The 13,357-nt window shown below is 45.6% G+C and carries 9 protein-coding genes and 1 pseudogene; 1 reads left to right on the plus strand and 9 read right to left on the minus strand.

Annotated features, from left to right (window positions below; all coding sequences use genetic code 11):
* Positions 1-168 precede the first annotated feature (168 nt).
* The 6 genes and pseudogenes from AC58QD_RS12570 to AC58QD_RS12595 all read right to left on the minus strand — a co-directional run bounded on the left by AC58QD_RS12570 (position 169) and on the right by AC58QD_RS12595 (position 8,245).
* On the minus strand, positions 169-1,812 hold the full coding sequence (locus tag AC58QD_RS12570; protein ID WP_497333627.1) for a peptide ABC transporter substrate-binding protein: 1,644 nt from the start codon (positions 1,810-1,812) through the stop codon (positions 169-171).
* A gap of 294 nt (positions 1,813-2,106) precedes the next feature.
* Positions 2,107-2,556, minus strand: a complete 450-nt coding sequence (locus AC58QD_RS12575; protein WP_497333629.1) for a hypothetical protein — start codon at positions 2,554-2,556, stop codon at positions 2,107-2,109.
* Between the two features lie 15 nt (positions 2,557-2,571).
* Positions 2,572-4,356, minus strand: a complete 1,785-nt coding sequence (locus AC58QD_RS12580) for a hypothetical protein (RefSeq protein WP_497333631.1) — start codon at positions 4,354-4,356, stop codon at positions 2,572-2,574.
* Positions 4,346-4,909, minus strand: coding sequence for a thiamine pyrophosphate-dependent enzyme (locus tag AC58QD_RS12585; RefSeq protein ID WP_497333972.1), 564 nt, complete (start codon positions 4,907-4,909; stop codon positions 4,346-4,348). Before AC58QD_RS12585 ends, AC58QD_RS12580 begins: the two co-directional genes overlap by 11 nt.
* Positions 4,910-4,924: 15 nt before the next feature.
* A pseudogene (locus tag AC58QD_RS12590) lies at positions 4,925-5,542 on the minus strand (thiamine pyrophosphate-binding protein); the annotation flags it as partial.
* A 15-nt stretch (positions 5,543-5,557) separates the two neighbouring features.
* Positions 5,558-8,245: a beta-mannosidase gene (locus AC58QD_RS12595; RefSeq protein ID WP_497333633.1), complete on the minus strand. Its 2,688-nt coding sequence runs from the start codon at positions 8,243-8,245 to the stop codon at positions 5,558-5,560.
* A 153-nt stretch (positions 8,246-8,398) separates the two neighbouring features.
* On the opposite strand from AC58QD_RS12595, the gene AC58QD_RS12600 reads away from it, so the two are divergent.
* On the plus strand, positions 8,399-9,604 hold the full coding sequence (locus AC58QD_RS12600) for a right-handed parallel beta-helix repeat-containing protein (RefSeq protein WP_497333635.1): 1,206 nt from the start codon (positions 8,399-8,401) through the stop codon (positions 9,602-9,604).
* Between the two features lie 99 nt (positions 9,605-9,703).
* Here AC58QD_RS12600 and AC58QD_RS12605 read toward each other — a convergent pair whose 3' ends face one another.
* The 3 genes from AC58QD_RS12605 to AC58QD_RS12615 all read right to left on the minus strand — a co-directional run bounded on the left by AC58QD_RS12605 (position 9,704) and on the right by AC58QD_RS12615 (position 13,355).
* Positions 9,704-11,389: a type 2 periplasmic-binding domain-containing protein gene (locus tag AC58QD_RS12605; RefSeq protein WP_497333637.1), complete on the minus strand. Its 1,686-nt coding sequence runs from the start codon at positions 11,387-11,389 to the stop codon at positions 9,704-9,706.
* Between the two features lie 88 nt (positions 11,390-11,477).
* A complete protein-coding gene (locus AC58QD_RS12610; protein ID WP_497333639.1) occupies positions 11,478-12,359 on the minus strand; it encodes a carbohydrate ABC transporter permease in 882 nt (293 codons plus the stop codon).
* 21 nt (positions 12,360-12,380) lie between these two features.
* Positions 12,381-13,355 (minus strand): ABC transporter permease, encoded by a 975-nt coding sequence (locus tag AC58QD_RS12615; protein ID WP_497333641.1) that lies wholly within the window; start codon positions 13,353-13,355, stop codon positions 12,381-12,383.
* Positions 13,356-13,357 lie beyond the last annotated feature (2 nt).

Raw genomic sequence — 13,357 nt, forward strand, 5'->3', positions numbered from 1 at the left:
CAAGTTAAGAAAACGAGTTAACATAACCTTAATTATTGTAAACAATTTCGACGTATACTGTCCAATTGTATGATTTCCCAACAATAGTGAACTTATCTTTGAAAATTTAAAAAAAGCCCGGAGTATATATACGGTCATATATACCCCGAACTTTTACTAGCTCTGGCCTTATTTTTTCTCGATGTAACCTCTAGTGAAGTCAATATCACCTTTGTAATCGACAAATACGTTTTTCACGTACGCTTTTTGTGCCCAGATTCCAGTGTAGTAATAGACTGGAATGATTGGCATCTCGTTAATCATGATTTTCTCGGCTTTCGCCATTGCTTCCATACGTTTCTTGTCGTCTTGGGAGCTCAAGGCTTCCTTAACAAGTTTATCGTATTCTGCATTCGAGTATTTGGAGTTGTTGTTACCTCCGCCTGTCATAAGCAGATCGACGTAAGTCATTGGATCATTGTAGTCGGCTCCCCAACCTGCACGAGCAACTTGGAAGTTGCCTGTTTGGCGGTTCTTGATGTATACACCGAACTCTTGGTTCTCAAGCTTGATTTCTGCGCCAAGATTTTTCTTCCACATGTCTACAACAGCTTCAGCAATTTTCTTGTGGCCTTCGCTTGTATTGTAGATCAATGTAACAACCGGAAGTTTATCCAGGCCTTTTTCTTTCAAACCTTCAGCAAGCAATTTCTTTGCTTCAGCAACATCTTCTTTGAAGTATTCGGTGTCTTTCACTTCTGCGCGGAATTCTTTGCTCTCTCCCTTGATTCCTGGAGGAACGAATCCGAATGCTGGAATCTGATCGCCAAGTGTTACTTTATCAACAATGGCTTTACGGTCAATCGCCATTGCGAATGCCTTACGGATCTTAGCATTGTCGAAAGGAGCTTGCTTGGTGTTGAACTCATAGTAGTATGTCGATGCAATCCCTTTAACTTGAAGACCGAAGTTCTTATCAGCTTTCAAGGAAGGCAATTTGTCAACCGGAATTTCCCCTACCGGACGGCCAACCCAATCAATTTCATTGGAGTTGTACATTTGCAATTGGGTGTTAGCATCGTTCAAAATTTTCATTGTTACAGTTGCAAGTTTAATATCTTTTGCAGCATGGTAGTTGTCATTCTTAACTAGGGTAACGGAATCGTTATGTTTCCATTCTTTAATCAAGAAGGCGCCGTTTGTTACCATTGTGCTAGCTTCAGCAGCAAACTTAGGGTTTGCTTTTACATGCTTCTCGTTCAACGGAAAGTATGTGTAGAAAGAAACCAGGCTTTCAAAATAAGGAGTCGGTGCTTTCAACTCCACTTCTAACGTGTAGTCATCTTTAGCTTTAACACCTAGTTGACTAGCATCGGTGATTTTCTTAGTGTTATACTCTTCTGCGTTCTTGATGTAATACAATTGGTATGCATACGGTGCTGCAAAAGCAGGATCCAAAGCGCGAGTCCATGCGAATACGAAGTCGCTAGCTTTAACCGGGTCTCCGTTCGACCATTTTGCATCTTTACGAAGGTTGAACGTGTACTTCAGACCGTCTTTCGATACTTCCCACTTCTCAGCAGCGGCCCCTTTCACTTCACCTTTTTCATCTTTTGTTGTCAACCCGTCATAGATCGGGCGAAGAACTGTAGATGAATTGTTATCTTGCGCAAGACCTGGATCGAGTGATGGAGGCTCAGACCCCAAAATCATCCGAAACACTTGCTCGCTTCCGCCGCTGCCTGATTTGCTTGCACAGCCGGTCAAAACCATTCCCACAAGCAGAATAACACTCATGAAAACGATTACACTTTTGCTGAACCCCTTAAACATGGAAAATCCTCCTTCATGAAATTTTATTTCTCTCTATGCTTCTGTCATACGAAATTTAATATACTTCCCCTTCACGAAAAAATACACGTAATATATTGATCAATTAGGGGTAAAATATTGTCATCGTCTTTAATGTGTCTTTATTTGGCAAGTTTATACATAGTTCGACAATAAATTCTTGGACAATCCTTCGCGAAAATGACCTGTTTGTAACAAAGCGGCCCCCGAACGATGAATGACACATCGTTCGGGGGCCGCTTGTTCGCTGGCTGTCAGGGAGTTAGACCTTAGAGATCATATAAAAAACGTTGCTCTCAGCTCGGAAACTTCAAGCATACCTACTATATCTTCGTCAGAATCACGTACGGGGTAATAAACAGTTTCACCGTTTTTACGCACCCGTCGGGTTGGCAGTCCGGATAAAGCTCGATTCATAGCTGGATTTAACTCCACTACATCGTAGCCTTCCTCCGGCAGCGATTTTCCTGCAACAAGCACCTCTCCTCTGTGAGGTTGATCGGGCCGTCTGACCCAAAGTACGGCAATGATGTTGCGAGTCATGTCGATACGTTCGGTCAGCAACAGCGTTCTTTTCAAAGCGTTATAACTGACTTCCTCAAAATCTATATCATCCGTGCTTGTATAGGCGCGGCGTTCCGGGGTCATCGCTTCTTCTATAAGGTCTCCATTTAAATAAAGCACGCCGATTCGGGCAATTTCCATTAATTCATAAGAATTAGCCATGTTTCATTCGCCCTCCTAACCGATCAGGTTCCAAAGTTTATACTTCAACTCATTAAACAGTTCTGGCGATTTACCTAAGTGAAAAGCAGTCGGTGCCGCATCGCTTAGCAATTGGTTGGTCCATTCATATGGAGGAATATTAATTAATTCCGGCGGCTTCGGAGAATGGAATGTACCCTCCCCGTCAAGAATAGAACCGACCAAATTCAACATTTCAATGCGGCTTTCTTTACCGTTCTGCTTGATCCACTGTTCCATACATTCCGCTACTTGCATGGAATTCCGCAATACTTTCAATCGAATCGATGGCATAGGACCGAAGATGCCGAATAACTCATCGCCGGGATAAAACAAAGTCGTTCTTCCGTTTGCTTCCGGAGTTTGAGCCCAGTTCTTCCCCCATTCGACGTTATTCCAGTAATCAAAACCATTCACCCCGCGCGCTACACAAACGAGCGGTGTGATTGCGGTGCCGAGCAAATTCGTATTAAGCCCTTGTGCGCTTCCATAGGTCCAAACAGTGGCTCCATGATCCTGCAGATACGGCACACTTCCGTCATACCAGTTAACAATTAGCCCGCTGACTACCCATAGGGAAATGATATCTGCATATTTCTTATAGTGCAGCCCGTAACACCAGCTCGAATCTGTTCGAAATACAAACTTAGCCCCATCTTGGCGTTCCAGCACGTCCCGACTCATTTCATAGAATATATCATTGATCTTCTCATCCCAGATAAAGCGCGTCTCATCCCCGTCATAGGGAAACAATTTATACCTTTTCTTATGGTTTAGGAACAACTCGAACTTTGTTGACAACCAGCCTTTTTTCGTAAAATGATCGTAAAATTGTTGTAAAATCGTTTTAAACTCCGTCGTATACCCTTTCAGTCCGAACTTGGCATAGTCTGCCGGCCAGTGAAAGTTTTGCGGGAGATACATGTAGGGAATTGGGATTTCTCCCCGTTTACTGTCTTTAAAGGCAGAACCGTCCAGATAAGGGCCAAAATGCTCATCAAACAAAGACCAGTCCTTCACCCTTATGGATTTTCCGGCCCCTTCCAATGTTGGAGCAAAGCTTTCAGGCATCTTACCTGAATGTTGATAAGGCAGATTGTGAAAAAGAGCTCGATGCTCGTGCGCCAATTGGTAAAATTGTTTCTCCACAGCAAAATACGATCCGTCATTGTAACGCTGTTCTTGCCCATCCAAATGGGTGAATTTGGTAGAAATGGTGTCCGCGTAGTTATTCAAGTCGGCGGTGATCGTCGATTCGTTCGGTATGACCGTTTGCAACACCTTTAATTCGATTTTGTGCTGTTCAGTGTCTCCGCCATTTTTAACAAACAACGTCCCTTGATACTCGCCGGGTTTAACGTCTGGAGGGACGAACAAATCCACCCATATCGCGCCGTATGCTTGATCCTGAATAGCATTCAGCTTCGTTGGCATAGAAAAGGGGTTATTAATCGTGCGACCCGACTTCCATGGAACGAGCCCATCCGGAACATAATTCCCTTCTACCCAATGATACCATTGCACAAACAAGTTATATTCAGAAGCCGATATCACATCTTCATCGGATCTTAGCGCCTCGGGGTAGAAGTCAACTTCATTCGAATCACCCTTGTTCAGCTGTACGATAATTTGAAAAGAAACATAAGCGTTTCGCGGAGAAATCAAATGCAGCGATTCAATTTCAGGTGTCTCCTTGAGATTGTGCACCACTTCCGTTTCTAATACGTTACCGGTTTGTGGACAAATACGGATCATGTCATGAATTAACCAACTATTTCTCATTTTCTGTTCCTCCTTCAATCTTGAATTCGACCAGGACAGGTCCGCTCCATTTCATCGCTTCTGTCCATATTTCTCGCGCTTCTTCGAACCGTTCTGCCTCGAATCCCTTCAGGCCATACGCTTCCGCCAATTTCACAAAATCGGGACTTTTCTTCTCCGATGATTCCCGACTGGAAAATACGACGATCTTCAATGGGATGTTGTGGATGGCGCATACGGCCATTTCTTGTGCGCACTTCTGAATTCCGCCCTCTCCATTGATCGAGAATATTGTCCGTCCCGGGAACGCCATTTGGGCGCCAATAGCTGCTGGCAAGCTGAATCCCGGCGCTTCCATCCCACTAGGAGCAATGAGGGAACGCTGCGTGACAGAACGGAAACAATCGATAATCATTGCTTGATAGCGTCTTTCATCCACCGTTACGATGACATCACTTGGTGCGGACTTGGATATTAGGCTCAGTGTTCCTCTTGTTGTCAACATTCCGCTGCAACAGATTTCTTCATCGCTTAATTGACCGGGGAAGGCTTCTCTTTCAACTTCTCTTTGCATTTGCGGTTCAACATGTACCTCGGGCCGATAGTATCTGGTTAACGGCCTTTGTTCCTGATACTGAAACACTTTCCTATGTGAAGATACGTCTTTCGGAATATCGATCAGAACGGGTCCTTTTCGGCCAGTGGAGGCGATTTCAAACGCTGCCCGAACGGTTGTCGGTATTTGTTCCGCATCTGTGATGTAGTAACTATGCTTGGTGATAGGCAACGTCATACCGATCACGTCCGCTTCCTGGAAGGCATCGGTCCCCCTGCTGCTTAGAGGGACGTTACCTGTTATTACGACTAACGGAACGTTATCCTTATAAGCCATTGCGATTCCGGTGATTAAATTCGTCGCCCCTGGGCCGGAAGTGGCTACACAGACCCCTGTCTTGCCAGAAGCGCGGGCATATCCATCAGCAGCATGGATCGCACCCTGTTCATGACGGGCAAGCAAATGCTTGAGTCCGGCAAAATCATAAATAGCGTCATAGATAAAAAGGACGGAGCCGCCCGGATAACCGAAGATACATTCCACACCTTCTAGAAAAAGACTGCGCAACAGCATTTCGGAGCCTGAAATTTGATCGGGCCGAAGCAATCTTTCACGCAGTTCAACCCGCGTTGGTGCGCTCTCGATACCCACCTCACTCCCCCTTCCTCATAAACCAAACCTACCCTTACCTGCATTCAACGCCTTAACGCTGATACATGCGGCTGAGATAGCCGTACCTTTACGGTTGCTCGCCAGAACCGTTTTCTTCTCACCCGGCAGCAGATTGAAGTAGTTATCGGAAAACATTGTGTGATCGACCGGACATTCCAGCTTGACGAAACGTGCGAAACAGTCTGTTTCCAAGGTAATTTCGACCGCATCCGCATACTCCTTCTTCTCGACTTTCAGGTGGCATGGACGAAAGCGCAGATCCTTGTGTTCTGCAAAGAAGAAATGATTGTCGTACACATCCTCGCGTCCGCTCCGTGCGTACAAGAAGTGGCTTCTCCGGTCGATCACTCCCAAGCGCCATTCGACCTCGGCGGGAGCGAATTCCACAATGAGCCGAGAAGAGTTCGGGGCGATTCTGATCGTGAACGATTGCTCATAAGTCGGATTGCCGAAGCAGTTCTGGACACCGACGGTTACTGTATCCTCAAAACTCTCATAGCTGTCATTCGTCACCCATAACGAGATTCGTCCTGACTCTTCCTTAAAGGACAGCAGAATAGGGTTGTAAAATCTACGGGCATAGTAGTAGGACGCTTTGGGAAATAAATAATAGTCGATCAGACTCCAACTGATCCCGGGCCAAATGTCGTTCAACTGCCAGATCAATGCCCCGCTGTTCTCCGGTTTTCTTCTGCGGAAGTGCTCCACTCCGAATTTGAGCCCTTCAGCTTGGCATAACATGGAGAAATCGATGTATTGATCCAAATCACCCGGCATTCCCGAATAACCGGACATGGTAATATCCGCTTTCTCAGGTTCATAGTCCTTGTTGCGGTAATCCAGCTCAAAGCTGCCGTAGTAAAGTTCCGATTCAGGGATATTACGCCTCAGTGTCTCTTTCACCGTGCTCCCGTGAATGCCGAACTCGCTGCTGAATTTCGACGTATCGTCGGCGTACCTTCGGTATGAAATTCCATATGGCGACACATCCATATTCGACTTCTCCCCGTATCTGCGAGGGTATACATCGCCGGCCCATACGGCCCAGTTATGCGTATCCCCTTCCTCGAAGCTGTTCGGATCGTTTCCGCCCCAAGGAGAACTTGGCCAATACAAACGTGTAGTGTCAAGGGTTTCCAGCAGCTGTGGAATGAGCTCATGGAATATTTTTTCTCCATAGAAACGATAATCATTGCGGTAATACATTTTCTCGCTGTGGATCGCTTGACTCTCGTTGTTGCCTGCCCAAACTGCTATACACGGATAGTTTCTTAACATTTTCACATTCGCAATAATTTCCGTTTTTACATTAGCCATGAAATCCACGTCATAATCAGGCAGTTCGCTGCACGAGAACATGAAATCTTGCCAAACGAGCAGCCCTTGTCGCGAGCATTCCCGATAGAACGCCGCTTTCTCGTAGATACCGCCGCCCCAAACCCGCAGCATATTCATGTTCGCTTCACGGGAGAGAGTGATCAGATCCGTGTAACGCTCATCTTCGATGGCGCCTATGAAATTATGGGAAGGAATCCAGTTTGCGCCTTTCGCATATAGTTCTTTGCCGTTCAATACAAATGTAAATCGGGGACTTCCACTTTCCGAACGCTGTTTGACTTCAATCGTCCTTATCCCGACCATCTCGATGACCGTATCGACAATGTGTTCATCCGCTCGGAGCTGCACGGTCAATTCGTACAAATAAGGGTTCCCTTGATCGAAAGTCCACCATAATTCGGGATTGGCTACATGAAATCTTATCGTTGTCTTCCCGCCTTCAACCGACGATTTATACCGCAATGTTTCGCCAGAACCCTTCAAAGAAATCTCTGCCCACAACGGAATTGCAGCCTCAAATCCGCTGACCTCAACATCTAGCTCCACTTCAGCTCCATCCGTCCCGATTGACAGCGTTCGAAAGAACAGATGGTCGATTCTGGCTTTCTCGACGATTTGCAGCCACACGTCCTTCCAGATGCCTACGGTCACGATCCGCGGACCCCAGTCCCAGGAGAAATTGCAAGCACACTTGCGAAGCCATATGCGTTCATAATTCACTTTCGACCAAAATCGCGAGACGTCTTTCGTTTTTGCGTATTCCAGTACGGGATCGAAACGGACGACGACCACATTGCTGCGTTCATTCAACAATCCGGTTAGCTCAGAGGTCAATGACACGAACATGTTCTCCGAATAAGCAACCGATTGCCCGTTAACGAATACTTCAGCAAGCGTATCTAGTCCTTCAAAATTCAAGAAGACGCGTGAATCGACGATGTCCTCCAATACATCGAACTCCATTCGATAAACCCATACTTTCCTTTCCATCCATCTGCAAGATTGATCATTGGTCGAATAGTAGGGGTCATCGATCACACCGTGCGCAAGCAGTGTAGAATGGACATCACCCGGCGCATTCGCTTCCAGCCACCCCGCCTCATCGTACCCGATGTTGTGAACGGAATGGGGGATCTCCTCCTTGTTGTCAAAACCTCGTATTCTCCAATACCGACTAAGCCTGATACGCCTCATTGATTTCTCTGTCATAGCATTCCCTTTCCCGGCCTCCATCGCCGTGCGGCCCTGTCCTTTACGCCTATCCTTAATGTTAGAACGAACAGCCTTCTCCATATACGGGTTAATGTTAAATTTTACTGCGGAGCTTTTATCCTTTCTGATCAAACATTAAAGCGCCGCACTAACTCATCGGAGGTATCGAACTTTAGAGAATAACATCATCCCAGTAAAAAACGGAATTGCCCCATCGTTCTCACCGTTACGCTAGTGATAGACTGGAATATGAATAGCTCTATCGCGAAAAAGAAAGGAGACCATATGGAAACATCCGTATTAACCATAGGCCTAACATCAGGAGATCTGATCGGCCGAACGAACCTTGTCATCCAAGCCGCTATCGATCATCTCGCTCAACTCGGCGGCGGAACAGTCAGGATCGGAGCAGGAACCTACGAAATTGCAAGTACGATACATCTTCGTTCGAACGTCAGGCTCGAAGGGGTTGCCAACCAAACCGTACTGCTCCAAAGTGCGGAACGAGTCTCCCCTCTATTGACCAGTGCGGACCAGCATGAACGCCAAATAACCGTACGGGATCCCGATTATTTTCCGATTGGACAAACTGTATCGGTAAGAAATGCCCAAGGGAGCATGGGCTTCGGAGAAACAGTCGCAATCGTAATCGGGAAGGAAGGGAACATTCTCCACCTCGACCGGGAAATGAACGCAACTGTCCAGCTTCATGATAACGGTTGCGTCTCTACACAGACACCTGTCATAAGCGGTTATGACTGCGAACAAGTGGAGATCTGCAATCTGACTGTAGAGGGAAACAACCAAAATCAGCTAGCCAATGGGTGCCGACACGCGGGAATTTTCCTGTTCGGGGCCCAACATATCCTGATCGAATCCTGTACCGTAAGAAACTATAACGGGGACGGTATCAGCTACCAGCACTGTTCCGATATCAGCATTAGTGGATGTGAATGTATCCTCAACGGAGGGAAAGGGATCCATCCGGGAAGCGGTACGAAGCGAACGCATATCAAAGATTCCAGATTTGTGGACAACGGGATGGACGGGATCTTCCTCTGTTGGAGAGTGCAGGACAGTATCGTCGAGCATTGCGTCGCAATCGGCAATCAAATGAGCGGGCTCTCCATCGGCCATAAGGATACGCACAACCTGATTCGCTTCAATCGACTGTCCGATAACCGCTTTTACGGCATCTTCTTTCGGAACGAATCTGATCCGATGGCGGCGAACTATAACCGCATTGAAAGCAACGTACTGGAGGATAACGGCTCTGATGTTATGGGCTACGTTGGAATACGTATACGCGGCCATACGCATGATCTCGATCTAATTTCAAACCAAATCTCCTTCTCCAAAGCAGTACCGCTAGACCGTACGATCGGCATCTGTCTGGAGGAACACACCCGTGACATTCGAATGGAAGGTAACGAATATTCCAACTGTGCGATGACGATGCATTCCCATTGGCACATGGAGGACTCGAAATAAGTTCTGCTTGAAATACGGTCAGCGTTGAGACTGATCCAGTTCGAACCAATATGGATTGTATAAAAAACCTGCCACGGTAACGTGGCAGGTTTTAGTTGCTTATTTTTTCGCTGCAGCTAAGTCATCTTTGTACAGTTTCGTAACATCCTGATTTTGTTTGTCAAGTCCCTTATCTTTGAGCGTCTTCTGAAAGTCATTCCAGACCCCATCCAATTTGGCCGCATCTTTCTCAAAAATAAACTTTTGGACCGCCTTACCCCACTCTGCAATGGCTTCCGTATTGAATTTCTTAATGTCATCGGTCCATTTCGCAACTGATGGATTGAAGTTATAATCCATTTCAGTTCCTTTAATTAGTAAATCAGAAAACGTCTTGGCATTGTATTTAACAAGCGTTTCTTTATGAACAGCATTCAAATTTCTCATAATATAGGATTCCGAGTCGCCGAATTTCGCAAAATCACCATCACTCAATGTAAAGCCGGAAGCATAGTTGGTCGAAAGAGGACGAGCGTATCCAATACCCAATATTTCATAATAATTGCTTGGGTTCGCTTTAATTTGATCCATGAACCAATCCGTTACTACCCGTTTGCCGTTTTCCACTTTATAGTATTTGCCTTCAATACCCCAACCCACTAAAATTTGATTTTCAAGCTTAAACATGTCGTCATAAAACTGGATGATACGAACAGGATCCTTCGCATTTTTGGTAATCGAAAGCCACATGTCGCCCCCTCTGCTTGCAGTTTGGGAAGGTTTTACAACCAGCTTTGTCTTACCAGGCGCAACAATATCAAACGGGATATAGGAGCGATCTATCATACTCTTTTCAAGGGAAGAGGTGCAATTACCGCCGCCGCCGAATATTACAAGTACACGACCCTGAGTACATTTCGCGGTGAACTGTTCTTGCGTCTGTACTAACGATTCAGGATCGAACAATCCTTCAGCGTTGATCTTTTGGAAAAACTTGAATGCATCCGTATAACCTGGCTCAAAGAAACGGAGTCTGGCATTTTTCTGATCATCGATGAAATATTGCGCTGTTATAGGGAAACCTACATAGCTGCGTGCGGCAGTATCGAATATGTTATAAAGCTGGTTGGCAGCGCCATAATTGGAGAAGCCAATCGTTTTGCCACCACCAATTTCTGGATACTTCTTCATGTAATTGCTCACGATAGTACGGACATCTTCAAGTGTCTTGATGGCAGGATAACCGGCATCTTTTAATACCGCTGCCTGAATACTAACCCATCCGGTTTGATTAAGGCTAACTACTTTATTGGTAGGAGGCTGGAGTAATCCATAAACTTTTCCATCCGGGTGTTGAAGTAATGACAAGTCGTTATTATACGCCTTCATAATATTCGGAGCGTGTTGTTTAATCAATGGGGCCAAGTCCAACACAGCGCCCGCTTTGACATACGATTCTAACGTATTATCGTGAATATTAATGACTTCAGGGTAGTCTCCTGCAGCAAGCCAAACGTTCATTTTGGTCCGGAAATCGCCGGTAATGATGTCCCACTTGATCGTCGCACCCGTACGTTTCGTAATTTCCAGTGCTACTTCGCTAGTCCAGTTAATGTTAGGATTATCCATGTTCATGGTGAAAGTGAAAGGCGTTTTTGCAGGTGCACTAGATGGCCCTGCGGACGGTGATGGTGATGGCGACGATGATGAAGTAGGTGATTCACTTTTTCCGCATGCAGCAAGCACTACCATGCTCATTAATAATAGAGCGGTTAACAGGCTGAACTTGTTCATTCGCTTCCTCATTTGCTCTTGACCTCCCAAAATTGTTTATATTGCTATATATTTCAAGCTGTTTCCGACTTCCCGGGTGTACGTCGGAAACAGCGTAAAATCAATCTTTAACCGCACCCAGTGTCAAACCCTTTACAAAATATTTTTGCAGGAAAGGATAAACAAACAGGATTGGAACGGTAACGAGAATGGTCAATGTCGACTTGATTGTCATAGGTGAAATGATTCTAGCCTCGCCACTGCCATCATCGTTGTTGGTGCTCACTTCAACGGTTTGAATCATTTTTTGCAATTCATATTGCAATACGGCCAAATTCTGATTACGACTGTTGTACAGGTAGTTGTCGAACCATGAGTTCCATTCGGCTACGGCCACGAACAGCGCGATTGTTGAGACGACGGGTAAGCTGACTAACAAAATGATGGACGTGTAAATCCGAAAATCATTCGCACCATCGATGTAACCGGATTCAATAAGCCCATCAGGCAGTTGCTCGAAAAACGTTCTCATGACGAAAACATAAAATGCGCTTACCAGACCTGGGACGATATAGACGGCGAATGTATTCATCAAGCCCAAACTTTTAATAAGCAAGTAAGTAGGAATCAGTCCGCCGCTTACGTACATCGTGAGGACGAGAAGAAAGTTGAACAGTTTCCGGAACATGAATTCCCTGCGACTTAGCACATAAGCCATCATACCGCACAAGAAAACGTTCAATACCGTCTGGATCACAGTTCTCGCTACAGAGTTAATCGATGCTCTCAGCAGTTGTTCGTTTTGAAAAACATATAGATAATTATCTAACGTAAACTTACGGGGAAAGAAATATAAGTTACCTCTCATCGCATCTGATGTCTCATTCAGGGATATGACTAGCAAATAAATAAAAGGGTACACCGTAGATATAGCGACGATGCCTAGTAATACGTATAACACGGCATCGACAATTCGTTCGCCTGTTGATCTATGAAGAAGCATTGTCTTTTATCTCTCCATTCTTTAAAATAGGTTCGCTTTATACCTTCGGGCAATCACATTGACCATCAGCACCAAGGTCACGCCGACGACTGAATTGAACACCCCGACTGCGGTTCCGAATGAAAAGTCGCCTTCGTTAAGCCCCAACCTTAATGCTACAATCGAGATTACTTCTGAGTATTCCGAGGTAATGACATTTCCTAATAAGAATTGAGATTCAAATCCGCCAGTCATCAAACTCCCAACTGATATTAACAACAGCAGTACGATCGTAGGTACAATACAAGGTATAATAATGTATTTTATCCGCTGCCAGCGACTCGCCCCATCCACCTGCGCCGCATCATAGAGCGTCGGATCAATCCCGGCTATTGCCGCCAAATAGATGATGGCACTCCAGCCGAACCCTTTCCATGTCAGGACAAGGGTATGGATAACCCAAAACCATGTCGCTTTACCGAAAAAGAAGATTGTACTATCGATCAAACCCAGTTTGATCAATAGCATATTAATCACACCGTTGTCGGGAGACAGGAGCATAACTGCAATGTTAGCCACGACCACCATGGAAACGAAGTGGGGCAAATACGTCATCGTTTGGACCGTGCGTACGAACCATTTGGATTTCAATTCGCTCAGCACAACTGCCAAGCCTATGGCGCATACTGTACCCAGTGCCAATTGCATCGTGTTCATCACGATGTTATTGCGCAGGGCCCGAAGAAAATCGTCATGCGTCATCAATGTTTTAAAGTGTTTAAGCCCTACCCATTCAGCCTCCCATAAGCTTTGCCCTATACTGTAGTCCTTGAACGCCATCAACCATCCCCACAGCGGGACAAACTGAAACAAAATCAGGTGCAAGATGATCGGAACAGACATCCATAGCAAGATGTGCTGCTTCTTAATCCTCTTCCAAATCCTATTTATTTGATGCGCTTTCATTCTCTTCAAAGGTTGGTCTTGTCTCATATGATCAGCAGTATTGGTCTTCACAT

The organism is Paenibacillus sp. J2R1T-4, from assembly GCF_059692235.1.